Annotated in this window: 20 protein-coding genes and 1 riboswitch; of the genes, 13 read left to right on the top strand and 7 right to left on the bottom strand. The window is 60.5% G+C overall.

Annotated features, from left to right (window positions below; all coding sequences use genetic code 11):
* Nucleotides 1–10: 10 nt before the first annotated feature.
* From murA to hisC, 4 genes are all read left to right on the top strand, one after another.
* Nucleotides 11–1,276, top strand: coding sequence for a UDP-N-acetylglucosamine 1-carboxyvinyltransferase (murA, locus tag CRN80_RS03200; RefSeq protein ID WP_003188598.1), 1,266 nt, complete (start codon nt 11–13; stop codon nt 1,274–1,276).
* A 234-nt stretch (nt 1,277–1,510) separates the two neighbouring features.
* Nucleotides 1,511–2,146, top strand: a complete 636-nt coding sequence (hisG, locus tag CRN80_RS03195; RefSeq protein WP_003188599.1) for an ATP phosphoribosyltransferase — start codon at nt 1,511–1,513, stop codon at nt 2,144–2,146.
* A gap of 128 nt (nt 2,147–2,274) precedes the next feature.
* The gene (hisD, locus tag CRN80_RS03190) at nt 2,275–3,591 is read left to right on the top strand and encodes a histidinol dehydrogenase (protein ID WP_003188601.1); all 1,317 of its coding nucleotides are present in this window, start codon (nt 2,275–2,277) and stop codon (nt 3,589–3,591) included.
* A gap of 3 nt (nt 3,592–3,594) precedes the next feature.
* Nucleotides 3,595–4,647 carry a histidinol-phosphate transaminase gene (hisC, locus tag CRN80_RS03185; protein WP_098949560.1) on the top strand — a complete coding sequence of 351 codons (1,053 nt, stop codon included), beginning with the start codon at nt 3,595–3,597 and terminating at the stop codon, nt 4,645–4,647.
* Between the two features lie 114 nt (nt 4,648–4,761).
* Here hisC and CRN80_RS03180 read toward each other — a convergent pair whose 3' ends face one another.
* Nucleotides 4,762–6,039, bottom strand: a complete 1,278-nt coding sequence (locus CRN80_RS03180) for a uracil-xanthine permease family protein (protein WP_032893544.1) — start codon at nt 6,037–6,039, stop codon at nt 4,762–4,764.
* A 2-nt stretch (nt 6,040–6,041) separates the two neighbouring features.
* On the bottom strand, nt 6,042–6,680 hold the full coding sequence (gene upp, locus CRN80_RS03175; RefSeq protein WP_003188608.1) for a uracil phosphoribosyltransferase: 639 nt from the start codon (nt 6,678–6,680) through the stop codon (nt 6,042–6,044).
* 164 nt (nt 6,681–6,844) lie between these two features.
* Here upp and CRN80_RS03170 point away from each other — a divergent pair, with 164 nt between their 5' ends.
* The 3 genes from CRN80_RS03170 (at nt 6,845) to CRN80_RS03160 (ending at nt 8,355) form a co-directional block, all read left to right on the top strand.
* Nucleotides 6,845–7,402, top strand: a complete 558-nt coding sequence (locus CRN80_RS03170; RefSeq protein WP_003188610.1) for a hypoxanthine-guanine phosphoribosyltransferase — start codon at nt 6,845–6,847, stop codon at nt 7,400–7,402.
* Nucleotides 7,403–7,405: 3 nt separating this feature from the next.
* The gene (locus CRN80_RS03165) at nt 7,406–7,873 is read left to right on the top strand and encodes a WbuC family cupin fold metalloprotein (protein WP_098949559.1); all 468 of its coding nucleotides are present in this window, start codon (nt 7,406–7,408) and stop codon (nt 7,871–7,873) included.
* A gap of 194 nt (nt 7,874–8,067) precedes the next feature.
* Nucleotides 8,068–8,355 (top strand): PA4642 family protein, encoded by a 288-nt coding sequence (locus CRN80_RS03160; protein ID WP_032893541.1) that lies wholly within the window; start codon nt 8,068–8,070, stop codon nt 8,353–8,355.
* Nucleotides 8,356–8,458: 103 nt separating this feature from the next.
* Here the strand turns inward: CRN80_RS03160 and mqo are convergent, their stop codons facing one another.
* Complete coding sequence (gene mqo, locus CRN80_RS03155; RefSeq protein ID WP_098949558.1) at nt 8,459–9,997, bottom strand: malate dehydrogenase (quinone); 1,539 nt, start codon at nt 9,995–9,997, stop codon at nt 8,459–8,461.
* Between the two features lie 727 nt (nt 9,998–10,724).
* Nucleotides 10,725–10,958 (bottom strand): hypothetical protein, encoded by a 234-nt coding sequence (locus tag CRN80_RS03150; protein ID WP_003188617.1) that lies wholly within the window; start codon nt 10,956–10,958, stop codon nt 10,725–10,727.
* A gap of 182 nt (nt 10,959–11,140) precedes the next feature.
* Here CRN80_RS03150 and CRN80_RS03145 point away from each other — a divergent pair, with 182 nt between their 5' ends.
* On the top strand, nt 11,141–11,725 hold the full coding sequence (locus CRN80_RS03145; protein WP_014716946.1) for a YajG family lipoprotein: 585 nt from the start codon (nt 11,141–11,143) through the stop codon (nt 11,723–11,725).
* 59 nt (nt 11,726–11,784) lie between these two features.
* Here CRN80_RS03145 and CRN80_RS03140 read toward each other — a convergent pair whose 3' ends face one another.
* Nucleotides 11,785–11,994, bottom strand: a complete 210-nt coding sequence (locus tag CRN80_RS03140) for a hypothetical protein (RefSeq protein WP_003188620.1) — start codon at nt 11,992–11,994, stop codon at nt 11,785–11,787.
* Nucleotides 11,995–12,176: 182 nt separating this feature from the next.
* Here CRN80_RS03140 and CRN80_RS03135 point away from each other — a divergent pair, with 182 nt between their 5' ends.
* Nucleotides 12,177–12,434, top strand: a complete 258-nt coding sequence (locus CRN80_RS03135) for a hypothetical protein (RefSeq protein ID WP_044271660.1) — start codon at nt 12,177–12,179, stop codon at nt 12,432–12,434.
* A gap of 551 nt (nt 12,435–12,985) precedes the next feature.
* On the opposite strand, the gene CRN80_RS03125 is transcribed toward CRN80_RS03135, so the two are convergent.
* Complete coding sequence (locus CRN80_RS03125) at nt 12,986–14,149, bottom strand: 1-acyl-sn-glycerol-3-phosphate acyltransferase (RefSeq protein WP_169918655.1); 1,164 nt, start codon at nt 14,147–14,149, stop codon at nt 12,986–12,988.
* Nucleotides 14,150–14,281: 132 nt separating this feature from the next.
* Between CRN80_RS03125 and CRN80_RS03120 the strand changes: the two genes are divergently transcribed.
* The 4 genes from CRN80_RS03120 to CRN80_RS03105 all read left to right on the top strand — a co-directional run bounded on the left by CRN80_RS03120 (nt 14,282) and on the right by CRN80_RS03105 (nt 16,333).
* Nucleotides 14,282–14,464 (top strand): CPXCG motif-containing cysteine-rich protein, encoded by a 183-nt coding sequence (locus tag CRN80_RS03120; protein WP_003188623.1) that lies wholly within the window; start codon nt 14,282–14,284, stop codon nt 14,462–14,464.
* A gap of 11 nt (nt 14,465–14,475) precedes the next feature.
* A complete protein-coding gene (locus CRN80_RS03115) occupies nt 14,476–14,736 on the top strand; it encodes a putative signal transducing protein (protein ID WP_032893538.1) in 261 nt (86 codons plus the stop codon).
* 37 nt (nt 14,737–14,773) lie between these two features.
* Complete coding sequence (locus CRN80_RS03110; RefSeq protein ID WP_098949556.1) at nt 14,774–15,394, top strand: SOS response-associated peptidase; 621 nt, start codon at nt 14,774–14,776, stop codon at nt 15,392–15,394.
* A gap of 120 nt (nt 15,395–15,514) precedes the next feature.
* Nucleotides 15,515–16,333, top strand: coding sequence for a M48 family metallopeptidase (locus tag CRN80_RS03105; RefSeq protein ID WP_014716953.1), 819 nt, complete (start codon nt 15,515–15,517; stop codon nt 16,331–16,333).
* Between the two features lie 116 nt (nt 16,334–16,449).
* Here the strand turns inward: CRN80_RS03105 and CRN80_RS03100 are convergent, their stop codons facing one another.
* Entirely contained in the window at nt 16,450–17,034 is a 585-nt protein-coding gene (locus tag CRN80_RS03100) for a TMEM165/GDT1 family protein (protein ID WP_032893536.1), read from the bottom strand.
* Nucleotides 17,035–17,122: 88 nt separating this feature from the next.
* Nucleotides 17,123–17,242, bottom strand: a riboswitch (yybP-ykoY riboswitch).
* Nucleotides 17,243–17,283 lie beyond the last annotated feature (41 nt).

Here is a 17,283-nt window from a genome sequence, read left to right as displayed (position 1 = left end):
CGAGATTCTTATGGATAAATTGATTATTACCGGCGGTGCCCGCCTTGATGGCGAGATCCGCATTTCCGGTGCGAAAAACTCCGCCTTGCCGATCCTGGCAGCGACCCTGCTGTGCGATGGCCCAGTGACTGTGGCCAACCTGCCGCACTTGCACGACATTACCACCATGATCGAGCTGTTCGGTCGCATGGGCATTGAGCCGGTGATCGACGAGAAACTGGCCGTCGAAATCGACCCGCGCACCATCAAGACCCTGATCGCACCGTACGAACTGGTGAAAACCATGCGTGCGTCGATCCTGGTGCTGGGCCCGATGGTTGCCCGTTTCGGCGAAGCCGAAGTGGCCTTGCCTGGCGGTTGCGCCATTGGTTCGCGTCCGGTCGACCTGCACATCCGTGGCCTTGAGGCCATGGGCGCAGTCATCGATGTCGAAGGCGGCTACATCAAGGCCAAGGCGCCGGAAGGCGGCCTGCGGGGCGCGAACTTCTTCTTTGATACCGTCAGTGTGACCGGTACCGAGAACATCATGATGGCCGCTGCCCTCGCCAACGGTCGCAGCGTGCTGCAGAACGCCGCGCGCGAGCCGGAAGTGGTCGACCTGGCCAATTTCCTCAACGCCATGGGCGCGAAGGTTTCCGGCGCTGGCACCGACACCATCACTATTGATGGGGTAGAGCGCCTGCACACTGCCACCTACAAAGTCATGCCTGACCGCATCGAGACCGGCACCTACCTGGTTGCCGCCGCCGTGACCGGTGGCCGTGTGAAGGTCAAGGACACCGATCCGACCATCCTTGAAGCCGTCCTGGAAAAACTCAAGGAAGCCGGCGCAGAGATCACCACCGGCGAAGACTGGATCGAGCTGAACATGCACGGCAAGCGGCCGAAAGCTGTCAACGTGCGTACCGCTCCGTACCCGGCGTTCCCGACCGACATGCAAGCGCAGTTCATCTCCCTGAACGCGATTGCCGAAGGCACCGGTGCCGTGATCGAGACCATCTTCGAAAACCGTTTCATGCACGTGTATGAACTGCACCGCATGGGCGCCAAGATCCAGGTCGAAGGCAACACCGCCATCGTCACCGGCATCGACAAGCTCAAGGGCGCGCCAGTCATGGCCACCGACCTGCGTGCTTCGGCCAGCCTGGTAATCTCGGCACTGTGCGCCGAAGGCGACACCCTGATCGACCGCATCTACCACATAGACCGTGGTTACGAGTGCATCGAAGAGAAACTGCAGATGCTCGGCGCAAAAATCCGCCGCGTACCGGGCTAACCCCCACTGCACTGTAGGATGTAGGAGCGAGCTTGCTCGCGAAGAGCTCATGGTCACCGCGTGAAGTCTGAATAAACGCGTTATCGTTGACGTTCTTCGCGAGCAAGAACTAGGCGTCCCCCTCGCTCCTACAAACACTGGTTTGTTTCAAATCGAGGCTGTCATGGCCTCGATCTGTGTCTGGCGCCGTTTGCGACCGGACAGCAATAGCCTGATGAAGGACTGACATTTCCCATGTTGACCATCGCACTGTCCAAGGGCCGCATCCTTGACGACACGTTGCCGCTTCTGGCTGAAGCGGGCATCGTGCCGACCGAGAATCCGGACAAGAGCCGCAAGCTGATCATCCCCACGACCCAGGACGACGTGCGCCTGCTGATCGTGCGGGCTACCGACGTGCCGACCTACGTTGAACATGGCGCCGCCGACCTGGGGGTTGCCGGCAAGGACGTGCTGATGGAGTACGGCGGCCAGGGCTTGTACGAGCCCTTGGACCTACGCATCGCCCTGTGCAAGCTGATGACTGCCGGCCGTGTCGGTGATGTCGAGCCCAAGGGCCGCCTGCGGGTCGCCACCAAGTTCGTCAACGTCGCCAAGCGCTACTACGCCGAGCAAGGCCGTCAGGTCGATATCATCAAGCTCTACGGCTCCATGGAGCTGGCGCCGCTGATCGGCCTGGCCGACAAGATCATCGACGTGGTCGACACCGGCAACACCCTGCGCGCCAACGGTTTGGAGCCCCAGGATTTCATCGCTGACATCAGCTCCCGCCTGATCGTCAACAAGGCATCGATGAAGATGCAGCACGCCCGTATCCAGGCGTTGATCGACACCCTGCGCAAGGCAGTGGAGTCGCGACACCGCGGTTGACTCACCCGCGTAGCTGAAAAGCTGCGCCCGTCTATCCGCCTCATAGCCAGAATTCTCAGGTGCCCAAGCGGAAACGACTGCTAGTTTAGGGCGCCTGAGTTTTTGCCAATTCTATTGAGGCCCTCGCTATGACCACGTCCACTGCAATTGCCCGACTCAACGCTGCCGACCCGGATTTCGCCCATCATCTGGATCATCTGCTGAGCTGGGAAAGCGTGTCCGACGACTCGGTCAACCAGCGGGTGCTCGACATCATCAAGGCCGTGCGCGAGCGCGGTGATGCGGCGCTGGTGGACTTCACCCGCCAGTTCGACGGGCTGGACGTAAAGTCCATGGCCGACCTGATCCTGCCGCGTGAACGCCTGGAGCTGGCGCTGACGCGCATTACCGCACCACAGCGCGAAGCCCTGGAAGTCGCAGCGGCGCGGGTACGCAGCTATCACGAGAAACAGAAGCAGGACTCCTGGAGCTACACCGAGGCCGACGGCACGGTGCTGGGCCAGAAGGTCACGCCACTGGACCGCGCCGGCCTGTACGTGCCGGGCGGCAAGGCGTCGTATCCATCGTCGGTGTTGATGAATGCGATCCCGGCCAAAGTTGCGGGCGTGACCGAAGTGGTCATGGTGGTGCCGACCCCGCGTGGCGAAATCAACGAGCTGGTGCTGGCTGCCGCCTGCATCGCCGGCGTCGACCGCGTGTTCACCATCGGTGGCGCCCAGGCCGTCGCGGCGCTGGCCTATGGCACCGAAAGCGTGCCGAAGGTCGACAAGGTGGTTGGCCCTGGCAACATCTACGTCGCCACCGCCAAGCGCCATGTGTTTGGCCAGGTCGGTATCGACATGATCGCCGGCCCTTCGGAAATCCTTGTGGTGTGTGACGGCCAGACCGACCCGGACTGGATCGCCATGGACCTGTTCTCCCAGGCGGAGCACGATGAAGACGCCCAGGCGATCCTGGTCAGCCCCGATGCCGAGTTCCTCGACAAGGTCGCCGCCAGCATCAATAAACTGCTGCCCACCATGGAGCGTGCCGAGATCATCGAGAAGTCGATCAACGGCCGTGGTGCGCTGATTCTGGTGCGTGACATGGAGCAGGCCATCGAAGTGGCCAACCGCATCGCACCGGAGCACCTGGAACTGTCCGTAGCGGACCCTCAGGCCTGGTTGCCGTCGATCCGTCACGCCGGGGCGATCTTTATGGGGCGCCACACCAGCGAAGCCCTGGGCGACTACTGCGCCGGCCCCAACCACGTGTTGCCGACCTCCGGCACTGCACGTTTCTCGTCGCCGCTGGGGGTGTACGATTTCCAGAAGCGCTCGTCGATTATCTTCTGCTCGCCACAAGGCGCTTCCGAGCTGGGCAAGACCGCCTCGGTGCTGGCCCGTGGTGAATCCCTCAGCGCGCACGCACGCAGCGCCGAATACCGCATCGTCAAGGGAGAGTAAGGCATGAGCAAATTCTGGAGCCCTTTCGTCAAGGACCTGGTGCCTTACGTACCCGGTGAGCAACCGAAGCTGACCAAGCTGGTCAAGCTCAACACCAATGAAAACCCCTACGGCCCATCGCCCAAGGCGCTGGCGGCAATGCAGGCCGAGTTGAACGACAACTTGCGCCTGTACCCGGACCCCAACAGCGACCTGCTCAAGCAGGCCGTGGCCAAGTATTACGGGATCGACGCCGGCAAGGTGTTCCTGGGCAACGGTTCCGATGAAGTCCTGGCGCACATCTTCCATGGCCTGTTCCAGCACGATCTGCCGCTGTTGTTCCCGGACATCAGCTACAGCTTCTATCCGGTGTACTGCGGCCTGTACGGCATCACGTTCGACGCGGTGCCATTGGACGAGCAGTTCCAGATTCGCGCCGCTGACTACGCCAGGCCCAACGGCGGGATCATCTTCCCCAACCCGAACGCGCCCACCGGCTGCGTACTGGCGCTGGACGCGGTAGAGCAGATCCTCAAGGCCAGCCCGGATTCGGTGGTGGTGGTCGATGAAGCCTATATCGACTTCGGCGGCGAAACTGCCATCAGCCTGGTCGACCGTTACCCGAACCTGCTGGTGACCCAGACCCTGTCCAAATCGCGCTCACTGGCCGGTTTGCGCGTAGGCCTGGCCGTGGGCCACCCAGACCTGATCGAGGCGCTGGAGCGGGTCAAGAACAGCTTCAACTCCTACCCGTTGGATCGGCTGGCGATTGTTGGTGCGGCGGCCGCGTTTGACGACCGTGAATACTTTGAGAAGACCTGCAAGTGGGTGATCGACAGCCGCAACCAGGTCGTCGCGCAATTGGAGAGCAAGGGGTTTGAGGTATTGCCGTCGGCGGCGAACTTCATCTTCGCGCGTCACCCGCGGCATGACGCTGCAGGGCTGGCCGCCAAGTTGCGCGAGCAAGGGGTGATTGTGCGGCACTTCAAGCAGGAGCGGATTGCCCAGTTCCTGCGGATCAGCATCGGGACGCCGGAGCAGAACCAGGCGCTGATCGACGGCCTCGGCGAGCTCTAATTTTTACAGGCTGTAAGGGCCTCATCGCGGGCAAGCCCGGCTCCCACAGGATGCTGCATTTCCCTGTGGGAGCCGGGCTTGCCCGCGATGAGGCCATCAGCTAAACCAGAAAACTTAGATCAGCGGCTCATCATCCGGCTTCTTGTTCTTCCAGCCATCATTGCCCGGCAGCAGCAAGTTCAAGCCAATCGCTACCACCGCACACAGGGCGATGCCCTTGAGGCCGAAATCATCCGGGCCGGTGCCGGTACCCACCAGCACACCGCCAATCCCGAACACCAACGTTACCGACACAATCACCAGATTGCGCGCCTCACCCAGGTCGATCTTGTGGCGAATCAGCGTGTTCATCCCCACTGCGGCAATCGAGCCGAACAGCAGGCATAGAATCCCGCCCATCACCGGCACGGGGATGCTCTGCAGCAGTGCGCCGAACTTGCCGATAAACGCCAGGCTGATGGCAAACACTGCCGCCCAGGTCATGATCTTCGGGTTGTAGTTCTTGGTCAGCATCACGGCGCCGGTCACTTCGGCGTAGGTGGTGTTCGGAGGGCCGCCAAACATGCCGGCAGCCGTGGTGGCGATACCGTCACCCAGCAGCGTGCGATGCAGGCCAGGCTTTTTCAGGTAATCGCGGCCGGTCACGCTGCCTACCGCAATCACGCCACCGATATGCTCGATCGCTGGGGCCAGGGCCACCGGGACGATAAACAGGATCGCCTGCCAGTTGAACTCTGGCGCGGTGAAGTGGGGCAGGGCGAACCACGGTGCCGCGGCGATTTTCGCCGTGTCGACCACACCAAAGTAGAACGACATGGCAAAGCCCACCAGCACACCGGAGATGATCGGCACCAGGCGGAAAATGCCCTTGCCGAACACGGCCACGATCAAGGTGGTGAGCAGCGCTGGCATCGAGATCAGCATCGCGGTCTGGTAGTGGATCAGCTCCGCGCCGTCGCCGGACTTGCCCATGGCCATATTGGCAGCAATCGGTGCCATGGCCAGGCCGATCGAGATGATCACCGGGCCGATCACCACGGGCGGCAGCAGCCGGTCGATAAAACCGGTGCCCTTGACCTTCACGGCCAGGCCCAGGAACGTATAGACGAAACCCGCCGCCATCACGCCGCCCATGGTCGCCGCCAGGCCGAACTGGCCCTTGGCGAGGATGATCGGGGTGATGAACGCGAAGCTCGATGCCAGAAATACCGGCACTTGCCGCCCTGTCACCACCTGGAACAACAACGTGCCCAGGCCTGCGGTGAACAGCGCGACGTTTGGATCAAGACCTGTGATCAGCGGCATCAACACCAACGCGCCAAATGCTACGAAGAGCATTTGTGCGCCAGACAGGATCTGGCGCCAAAGCGGGTCGTTGAATTCATCCTGCATGCTCACGCGTCCTTCTGCTTGGTGCCGAAGATCTTGTCACCGGCATCGCCAAGGCCGGGGATGATGTAGCCGTGTTCGTTCAGGCGCTCATCGATGGATGCGGTGTAGATCTGCACATCCGGGTGGGCCTTCTCGACGGCGGCGATGCCTTCGGGCGCGGCCACCAGCACCATGGCGCGGATGTCCCGGCAACCGGCTTTTTTCAGCAGGTCGATGGTGGCAACCATGGAACTGCCGGTGGCGAGCATCGGGTCGATGATCATGGCCAGGCGTTCGTTGATTTCCGGGACGAGTTTTTCCAGGTAGGTGTGGGCCTGCAGGGTTTCTTCATTGCGGGCCACGCCCACGGCGCTGACCTTGGCGCCCGGAATCAGGCTGAGTACACCTTCAAGCATGCCGATACCGGCGCGCAGGATCGGCACCACGGTAATTTTCTTACCGGCGATTTTCTCCACCTGTACGGGACCGGCCCAACCGGGGATCTCGTAGGTTTCCAGGGGCAAATCCTTGGTGGCTTCGTAAGTGAGCAACGCTCCGACTTCCTGAGCAAGCTCACGGAAGTTCTTCGTGCTAATGTCGGCACGGCGCATAAGGCCGAGTTTGTGTCGGATCAGCGGGTGGCGGATCTCGCGAGTGGGCATAGGAAAGGCTCCGGCGGCGGGCAAAAAAACCGGCCTAGATTAATCTATCCGAGGGTGTTGTCCTATAGACATCAAGTACGTTAGTCCATAAAGGCTTGATTGGAGCGCACGAGAAGCGTACCTTCGCCCGCTTTTCTTGCCACAGCACCCCCTTGGAGAGCGCCATGTCTGCTGATCTCGAGCATATCCGTCAAATCATGCACGAGGCTGACTGCCTGTACACCGAAGCGCAGGTCGAAGCAGCGATCGCCAAGGTCGGCGCGCACATCACCCGCGAAATGGCCGACACCAACCCGGTGGTCTTTTGTGTGATGAACGGTGGCCTGATCTTCGCCGGTAAATTGCTCACCCACCTGCAATTCCCACTGGAAGCCTCTTACCTGCACGCCACCCGCTATCGCAATGAGACCAGCGGCGGCGACTTGTTCTGGAAGGCCAAGCCGGAAGTGTCGTTCATCGACCGCGATGTGCTGATCATCGATGACATTCTCGATGAAGGTCACACCCTGGGTGCGATCATCGACTTCTGCAAACATGCCGGCGCACGCAAAGTGCACACCGCCGTGCTGATCGACAAAGACCACGACCGCAAGGCGCGCCCAGAGCTCAAAGCCGATTTTGTCGGGCTGCCGTGCGTTGACCGTTATATCTTCGGGTATGGCATGGACTACAAGGGCTACTGGCGTAACGCCAATGGCATCTACGCCGTTAAAGGAATGTAATCGATGGCCCGCTTTCTTGATCAGACGCTGTTTGCCGAGTTGGCCGAGAAAGCGGCCGCCAATCCCCGTGGCCGTCAAAACGTTAACTTCCATGAGATGCAAGAGCCTTGTCATCGCATGGCGGTTGGTTTGCAGCCCAGCACCTATGTGCAGCCTCACCGTCACCTGAGCGCCGATAAGGCTGAGACCTTGCTGGTGCTCAAAGGGCGTCTGGGTATCCTGATTTTCAGCGAGACAGGTGAGGTGTTGAGCACGCGTGTATTGCAAGCGGGCGGGGAATGCCAGGGCGTTGACCTGTCGCCCGGCGTGTTCCACGGCCTGGTGGTGCTTGAGCCGGACAGCATCATGTTTGAATGCAAGGCTGGCCCTTACCGCGCTGTCGGTGAAGGTGAACTGGCCGACTGGGCGCCCCGCGAAGGCGAAGACGGGATGGCGGAGTATCATCGCTGGATGCTTGCCCAGTTCGGCTGAAATCCAGATGTAGGAGCGAGCTTGCTCGCGAAAAACGTCAACGCTAACGCGTGCTTCCTGAATAAACGCGACGCCTTTGAGTTTTTCGCGAGCAAGCTCGCTCCTACAGGTATTAGGGCAAGCCCCCTCCCACATCCGGCGTCGCGCAGGTAGACTTCAAACCCCGTGTAAATGTCTGCAGGCTGGAGTCGGTAATGCGTAAAGATAAGAAACAGGTGATTGGCGACGAAATCGGTGACGACCAGATCAAGTTGTTCCTGGACTTCGAGCCGGTTGATGCGACGTCGCCGTCCCTGCACAAACTGATCAAGGCTTATCGCGGCCTGCGTATCGACGACTTCGAGCGTTTCCTGGGCTTTTTCAAAGAAGCAGGCCTGGACCTGGATGGCCAGGACGAGCATGGCCAGACCTTCGTCGACCTGATCAAGGACCAGCGCAACGCCGCCGAATACATCGAGCTGATCGACAACGCCCGCGGCTGATTATCCGAGCCACAAAAAAACGCCCCGGCCTCATAAGAGCCCGGGGCGTTTTGCTTTTACCTGTAGGAGCGAGCTTGCTCGCGAAGAACCTGAGAGCGCTGCGTTAATCCACTTGCGCTGCGTTATCGTTGACGTTTTTCGCGAGCGAGCTCGCTCCTACAGGGTCCACCAGCTCAAGGCTGATGTTGTTTTGCGTGTTGATCTTGCGATACAGCTCGGCGTCCGTTTCCAGCACTTTCTCGCGTGCCGGGAAGATCTCGTGCAGCTTGGTGGCCCATTCACCGGCGGCTTTTTCCGGGAAGCAACGCTCGATCAGCTCGAGCATGATCGATACGGTCACCGAGGCGCCTGGAGAGGCGCCCAACAGGGCCGCAAGGGAACCGTCCTTGGCTGCGACCAGCTCTGTGCCAAATTGCAGCACGCCGCCTTTCTTCGGGTCTTTCTTGATGATCTGTACGCGCTGGCCGGCCACTTCCAGGCGCCAGTCTTCGGCTTTCGCCTCGGGGTAGAAGCGACGCAGGGATTCCAAACGCTGCTCCATGGACTGACGCACTTCGCTGACCAAGTACTTGGTCAGGTCCATGTTGTCGCGGGCCACGGCCAGCATCGGGCCGATGTTGCCGGCGCGAATCGACATCGGCAAGTCAAGGAACGAGCCGTGCTTGAGGAACTTGGTGGTGAAACCGGCGTATGGCCCGAACAGCAGGGATTTCTTGCCATCCACTACGCGGGTGTCCAGGTGCGGCACGGACATCGGTGGCGAGCCCACGGCAGCCTGGCTGTAGACCTTGGCCTGGTGCTGCTTGACAACTTCCGGGTTGTCGCAACGCAGCCACTGGCCGCTCACCGGGAAGCCGCCGAAGCCTTTGCTCTCTTCGATGCCCGAGGCCTGCAGCAACGGCAGTGCCGCGCCGCCAGCGCCGAGGAACACGAACTTGGCGTCGACGTCACGGCTGTTGCCGCTGTTGACGTCCTTGATGCTCACGGTCCAGCCCGCGCCGTTGCGCTTGAGGCCGGTCACGCGCTTGCAGTACTTGACCTGGGCGTCTGGCGAACTGGTCAGGTGGCTGAGCAGTTGGTTGGTCAGGGCGCCGAAGTTGACGTCGGTGCCGTTCATCACGCGGGTGGCGGCGATTTTTTCGTCGAGCGGGCGGCCGGGCATCATCAGCGGCATCCACTCGGCCATTTCACTGCGGTCTTCGGTGTAGTGCATGTCCGAAAACGCGTGGTGCTGGCTGAGGGTCTCAAAGCGCTTCTTGAGGAAAGACACGCCTTTGTCGCCCTGCACGAAGCTCAGGTGCGGCACCGGGCTGATGAACGACTTGGACGAGCCAAAGGTGCCCTTCTTGGTCAGGTAAGCCCAGAACTGTTTCGACACCTCGAACTGGGTGTTGATGTGCACGGCTTTCTTGATGTCGATGGAACCATCGGCGGCCTGCGGCGTGTAGTTCAGCTCACACAGCCCCGCGTGGCCGGTACCGGCGTTGTTCCACGGGTTGGAACTCTCCGCGGCACCCGAATCCATCAGCTCAACGACTTCCAGCGTGAGGCCGGGGTCGAGCTCTTTGAGCAGTACGGCCAGGGTGGCACTCATGATGCCGGCCCCTACCAGTACTACGTCGACTGCTTCGTTATGCGCCATTTAACGCGTCTCCAAAATCTGCAGCACCAAATTGTCGGCATGGCTGCCAGGAGTGACGGGGCGGTTCACGTGTTGCCCCAGGTTACCCATGGCCAGGATCGCCATGTCCGATTCGCAATTCTTTGCAACTTCAGCACACGCTTCCTGCCGGGCTAATCTGCCTATGAACGCATTCATGGGCGCCTGTGGCAATTCGACTTATGGTCAAAGCGTGCGATTCGTGCAACCAATCCGTAGCGGACAGGCTCAAGCTCCGGTTTTTGAGGCGTGCTCGGTCCTGTGTAATGGGGCTGTTCCAGACGCTGATGGTGCTTGTACAAACGCCAAACTATTCATTTGCTCGCCACACTCTTGTGAAGTTGTGAAAACCCGTTTTTTCACGCTCTTTTGAAGACGTGAACCTCAAAAAAGGGCTGCCCCAGCCTGGCACCTGGCCCGCAAACCTCTGCCGACACGCGGCAAAACGGGCAAACAACTCAAGTGGCCGAGCGCAATGGCAGCTCTGGCAGATTCGATAAAAGACGGGGTGGTTTGCAAAGGAAACAGCAAGCACGCCAGCTTCACTCGATCTGTGTGGGCGGCTCTCTGTGGGCGATTTTGGGGCTAATGCCTGGGCATTAACGGTGCTGCGAGGCCCGATCAGGAGACGTCCTTATAATCGGGGGGAGATTGTAGCGAAGAACGCCAGGGAAATGGGCGTGTTTTATGACTTTTATTAGGGCGCCGGTCAGGAGGCCAACGCTTGCCGGTGCCGTGGGCGAAAAACCTGCGGGCTGACCCGGGCGCTGGCCGGCAGTGGACGGTGCATCCAGCCCAGGTGAGTCTCGGTCACTTCCACCCAGCCTTCACCGACGGGCGGCAGGCTGCATTGCTTGAAGGCCAGGCAATGACCGTGGGCATCGAGCAGGGCAAAGTGGCGATGACGGGCGTGCGACATGAACAGGGTCTTGAGAAGGCGCATGGCTGTGTACCTGGTGTGTTACATGCTTGAAGGTTGCCAGTGTGGCATGACACTGGGGTGACGAATTTATGCGAATTTGTAATTTGCGCAGGGGCTTCAGCCGCCGTTCAGGATCGCTGGTGAGTGGCGCGCGTGCACCGTTATACTGGCGACCTGTCTGCACCTAGTCCTGGAGAAATGCGATGTTGCAACGCCTGTTGTTCGGTTTGATCACTGTGACCAGTTTGACCCTTGTCGGCTGCGCCAACAGCCCGCAACAACTCAGCCCGCAACCTAAAGTCACCGCGCCGTTGGCTGCGGTAGGCCACGGCCAGCCGGTGTCGGTGCGCGTGGTCGACGGTCGTCCGTCGCCAACCCTGGGCTCGCGTGGCGGCCTGTACCCTGAGACCGCACTGATTTCGGTGACCGGCCAGGATGTGCTGCCCAAGTTGCAGGCCCAGGCTGAAGCCGCCGTGCGTTTGTTGGGCTTTACGCCGACCAACTCACCAGGCGTGCCGCAACTGACCGTGACCCTGGCCGAGCTGAAATACCAGTCGCCCAAAGACGGCTTGTACGTGACCGAGGCTTCCATCGGCGCCACTTTCAAGTCTGACGTCAGCGCCGGTACCCGCCGCTACAGCGGCCGCTACGCTGCCTCGCTCAACCAGCGTTTCGGCATGTCGCCCAACCAGGAAACCAACACCAAGCTGGTCAGCGACGTGCTCAGCGATGCCTTGACCCGCCTGTTCAAGGACCCAAGCATCGGTCAACTGCTCAGCGCGCAATAAGCCGCACACAAAAAACCGGGCTCATCGCTGAGCCCGGTTTTTTTGTGCCTGGCGTTTGGTCATGCCGCCGTATCGACATAAAAGTCCAGCATGCTCACACCGGTGAGCAAATCCAGCTCCGGCAGGTCGGCATGCTGGTGCCCGCCGAGGGCGCAATACACCAGCCAATGGCGGTCCTGAACATTGAACGCGAGGCTGCCGATCAACGCCTCCTGTTCCTCGCTCTGGGCGATCAGGTACAGCCGATCCTGGTTTTGCGCATGCAACATGACAAGCTCCTCAAGCGTCGAAGGGCAACAGAGTGGCTTGTTAAGGTGACGTTCAGGTGACGGCGTAAATTACTGGATACATTAGCCGTCCATGGGGAAGGAGCATTAAAGGCGCAGGAGGCGACTGTCGTTCAGGTGTGTATCTGGACCGATACCCGAATACTGATTCACCGAGGTTTGCGATGGCGCTGCCCGCACTGCTCATTAATATTGTTGCCCTGTTGGTTGCCTGCTCGGGTGCCTGGGTGCTGTTCATCACCCGCCTGCATGCCCAGCGTGCGATGGCCGACCTGGCCCTGCGCAGCGAAGAGCGCGCTATCGACCAGCCGATGCTGTTTCTGGATACGCGCACCGAACGGGCGCATCGCCTGGCGTACCGCGTCGGGTTCGCCTGCCTTGGCCTGGCCCTGGCCATCTCCTGGCTCAGCACCCACCTCTAATTCCACTGCAAAACCCAATGTGGGAGCGGGCTTGCCCGCGAATGCGGTGTGTCAGCTAGTGAATTTTTAACTGAACCACCGCTATCGCAGCATAGTATCTACACAACTCTGTAGGCTGTCGCAGCAAACGGTAACCACGATGCGAAGCGAGCCGCTCTTGATCTTGCTCTTGATCTGCTTTTGATCTTAGGCGCCCCGTTAAACCACGCTGGCCGGAATTCGACAGGGATTTGGGGGGTAAACCGGCAGGGATGCCGGTTTAGCTGCCCCGCGCCATGGATGGCGCGTGGCGGCGGCCCCCCAAATCACTGGCGGATTACGGGCACACCGAGCCCAAGCGAGGTGCCGAGTGGTGGGGCAAGAGCGTTTTGCTTACTTTTGACTGGGCCGGCATTCCGGCTTTTCAAAAGTGAGCCGCCGTCAGGGCGGAACCTTAAGTGGCCGTTACCTAAATAATGGATATTTACCCGGTCCAACTGTGTTGACTGTTAGGCCGTCTTCGCAGGCAAGCCAGCTCCCACACAAGCCTGCTCACCTATTGGGTTGGGTGTTTACAGCGGGATCCCAGCCTTGACTCGGTATTGGTTGCGTACCGGCGTCGCATACTGCACCACCAGGTAAGGCCGGTGCTCCGCCGGGCACTCGTTCAAGCGCCGCTCCCATTCCGCCTTGGCCTTGGCCAGCTCATCGGCCGGGAACACATCCGCCGCCTTGGGCACCTGCAATTGCGGGTCAGCATCATCCCACTGCGCGTACGCCAAGTAGTGCACCGGGAACAACCGATAGCCGCCCAGGATCTGCCGGTCCATTTCCGCTGCCAGCAGCTTGGTGTCTTCAAACCGCTCGGTGATCGGCGGCGCAAAGTTCACGTGTACCCGGCCTTTATAGCCGGTAATGCCCAGGGCAATGCTCACATCATCCTCGCCCGGTGCCTTGGTGTAGGTGCCGGTGGTGGCGCGGATATACAGCTCGCGGGCCTTGGCGGCATCGCAAGGGTCGTATTCGTAGCTGATGGACACCGGCGTCAGGTTCAACGACTGGATCACCTCGGCAAACGGCTCGTCCTTGCGGCTGACGTGGAACATCTTGAGGATCGCCGATTCGGTCCGGTCATCGCCATCCTTGGCCCGGCCTTCAGCCTGGGCGATCCAGATCGACTGGCAGTCGTTGCGGATCGAATGGTTGATGTAGGCCGACAGCAGGTTGTAAGCCGCCATCTTCTCCTTTCGCCCGGTGATCGAACGGTGCACGATGAAGCTCTTGTTCAGGCGCATCAGGTCGCTGACAAACGGCTTTTGCAGCAGGTTGTCGCCGATGGCGATGCGCGGCGTCGGCAGCCCGGCGTGGTACACGGCGTAGTTGACGAAGGCCGGGTCCATCACGATGTCGCGGTGGTTGGCCAGAAACAGATAAGCGGTGCCGGATTTGAGCTGCTCGACGCCGGTATAGGTCACGCCGTCGGTCGCCCGGTCAATGGTGTGGTCGACGTAGTACTCGACTTTGTCCTGCAGCGTGGCCACGGTGGTGACGCCGGCGAACTCGCGGCGCAGTTTGCGCGCGATCATCGGCTTGAGCAGCCAGCCCAGGGCGCCGGCAAAGCGCGGGAAGCGGAAGTGGGTCAGGATGTCCAGAAAGGCCTTGTCACTGAACAGACGCGCCAGCACTGCCGGGACTTCGCTGTCGTTGTAAGGTCGGATGGTATCGAATTCGCCCATCATGCTCTCTTGTTAGAAACGGCTAGGGTAAGTAAAGGAAATAGCAGGGGCGGCGTGAGTAAACTGGCTCTGCCGGAAATAGCCCTGTAAATAGACCGGCGATTATACGCACAAGTCACCTGGGAGACTGCGATGCTGGAAACTGCGATGTACGATTGTCCTTATTGTGGCGAAGCGGTCGAGACAACGGTGGATTTGTCTGGCGGGGACCAGACCTATATAGAAGACTGCCAAGTGTGTTGCCGGCCGATCACGTTCGACCTGCAAGTTCATGGTGAAGAGTGGATGCTTGAAACCCGCAGCGAAAATGAATAACAGGTACGCCCATGCAGCGAATCTACGAACCGGAAAACCTCATGGAGGGCGAGTTGCTCCAACAGATGCTTGCCAGTGAAGGCATCGAGGCGCACCTGGTGGGGCGCCATTTGCTCGGCGGCACGGGCGAGTTGCCGATATTCGGCTTGCTGGGGCTGGAGGTCGACAACGACCAGGCCGCCTGCGCCCGCGAGCTGATCACCGCTTATATTGGCGCGCAACCGTTGCCCGGCGACGAACCCGACAGCTTCCCCGACGTATTGGTCTGTTAGGCTGTCAGTCGGTTTACCCCAAGAGTCGTGTTGCCCCATGTGTGGACGTTATGCCCTGTTTCGCTGGAACCCTGCCTTTGCTGCCTTGCCCGGCTTCCCCGCCGACCAGCAGGCCCAGTGGAACATCTCCCCCAATGATTCGGTGCTCATCCAGCGCCTGAGCGAGGGCCAGCTCACCCTGGCGCGTGCCCGCTGGGGCCTTACGCCGCCCTGGCTCACCGACCTGTCGCGCACTCCGGCCCACGCCCGCGCCGAAACCCTGGCCGAACAACCGATGTTCCGGGAAGCCTTCCGCCAGCGCCGATGCCTGCTGCCCGCCAATGGCTTTTATGAATGGCGCGGCACCCAGCGCAAGCGCCCGTACTGGCTCACACCGGGGGAGGGTTCCACGTTGTTCTTTGCCGCAGTGTGGGAAGCGTATCCGGTGCAGGAGCAGGTATGGCTGAGCACGGCGGTGATTACCCAAGCAGCGCAAAGTCAGCGCCGGCCATTGATCCTGGACGCGGCAGGGCAGGCCGCCTGGCTCGACCCCGAGACCCCGCTTCATGTGCTGCAGGGCATGCTGGCGGCTGAACCTGCCGTGTTGCGCGAGCGGGTGCTGGCCAATATGGTCAACGATCCGAAGCTCAACGGGCCTGAGTGCCTGACCCCGGCGTGAGCTTTGTCAGTCGTTCCACGTTCGGATATATCTGAAATTCAGCGGTTAAACGTCTTGTGTATCTGGCGCAGATACAAATGACCGCCTACGATACGCGCCATGTTTTCAGGGAGCGTGTTCATGAAGAAGTCATTGGTGGTAAGCGGTTTGGTTGCAGCGATGCTGCTGGCGGGTTGTCAGTCGGTCAATACCACCAGCGGCGGCGCCGTTGGGGTAGAGCGCAAGCAGTACATGTTCAGCATGCTGTCGAGTCAGGAAGTCGACCAGATGTATGCCCAGTCTTATCAGCAGACCCTGGGTGAAGCCAGCAGCAAAGGGGTGTTGGACAAGACCAGCGCCAACGCCAAGCGTGTGCAGGCCATTGCCAAGCGCCTGATCGCCCAGGCTCCGACCTTCCGTGCGGATGCAGCCCAGTGGAACTGGGACGTAAACCTGATCAAAAGCGATGAGATGAACGCCAACTGCGGGCCTGGCGGCAAGATCCTGGTGTACAGCGGCTTGATCGACAACCTCAAGCTCACCGATGACGAACTGGCTGCGGTCATGGGCCATGAAATCGCCCACGCCTTGCGTGAACACGGCCGCGAAGCCATGTCTAAGGCCTACGGTATCCAGATGGCCAAGCAGGGCGCCGGGGCGATATTCGGTCTCGGCCAGGACAGCCTGGCACTGGCCGATACCGTGGCCAACTACGGCATGACCTTGCCCAACAGCCGCAGCAATGAAAACGAAGCCGACCTGATCGGCCTGGAACTGGCCGCCCGCGCTGGCTACAACCCGAACGCGGCGATCACGCTGTGGAACAAGATGGCCAAGGCTTCGGAAGGCGCACCGCCAGAATTTATGAGCACTCACCCGGCTTCCGACAGCCGCATCGCGTCGTTGCAGGCGGCGATCCCGAAGGTCATGCCGCTTTACCAGCAGGCCAAAAAATCCTGATCTTGTAGGAGCGAGCTTGCTCGCGAAAAACTCACCGGCGCCGCGTTTATTCAGGCAGTCCGCGTTATCGTTGACGTTTTTCGCGAGCAAGCTCGCTCCTACAGGCAGTGTTCGGCTTAGATCCAACCGCTGCTTTGCATGGCCTTGTACACCGCAATAATCGCCAGCACGAAGAACGCCGTAGCCGCCAAGCGACGAATCAAGGTCAGCGGCAGTTTATCCGCGGCAAAATTCCCCGCCAGCACCACCGGCACGTTGGCAATCAACATGCCCAGGGTGGTACCGATAATCACCAGCCACAGTTCCGGGTATTGCGCCGCCAGCATCACCGTGGCGATCTGGGTCTTGTCGCCGATTTCGGCGAGGAAGAACGCAATCAGAGTGGTCAGGAAGGGCCCGAACTTACGGGTAGTACTGGCTTCGTCATCATCGAGTTTGTCCGGCACCAGGGTCCACAGCGCTGTGGCGCAGAAGCTTGCGGCGAGGATCCAGTGCAGCACCGCATCCGAGAAGAAACTCCCGAACCAGGCGCCCACGGCACCGGCCGCCGCATGGTTGGCCAGGGTCGCGGCGACGATGCCAGCGATGATCGGCCAGGGCTTGCGAAAGCGAGCAGCAAGGATGAGTGCGAGCAGTTGCGTCTTGTCGCCGATTTCGGCCAAGGCAACGATTGCGGTAGGAACGAGTAGTGAATCCAGCATCAGGTAGTTTCCAGGGGCGGGTCGACACGGCTATGACACGTACAGCCTTCCCGCCCCGGGTAAGGTGTGCGTGTCATAGGTCTTGTCAAACCCCGGTCCGTCTGTGCGGACTCCTGGGTCGCATACGCCATGGTCTGCTGACCAAGTATGTTGACGTATGCCGGACGAGCATGGCGCTCGTGGGAGACTACTCCCCTAGGACGCTGCGGATTCTGCCTAGGCAAAACCCATTCGGCAAGCGTTCTTTTT

The organism is Pseudomonas sp. FDAARGOS_380 (assembly GCF_002591235.1).
Classification (GTDB): Bacteria; Pseudomonadota; Gammaproteobacteria; order Pseudomonadales; family Pseudomonadaceae; genus Aquipseudomonas; species Aquipseudomonas salmasensis.
Note: the sequence above shows the minus strand (reverse complement) of the source record. Positions and strands in the feature narration are given on the sequence as shown.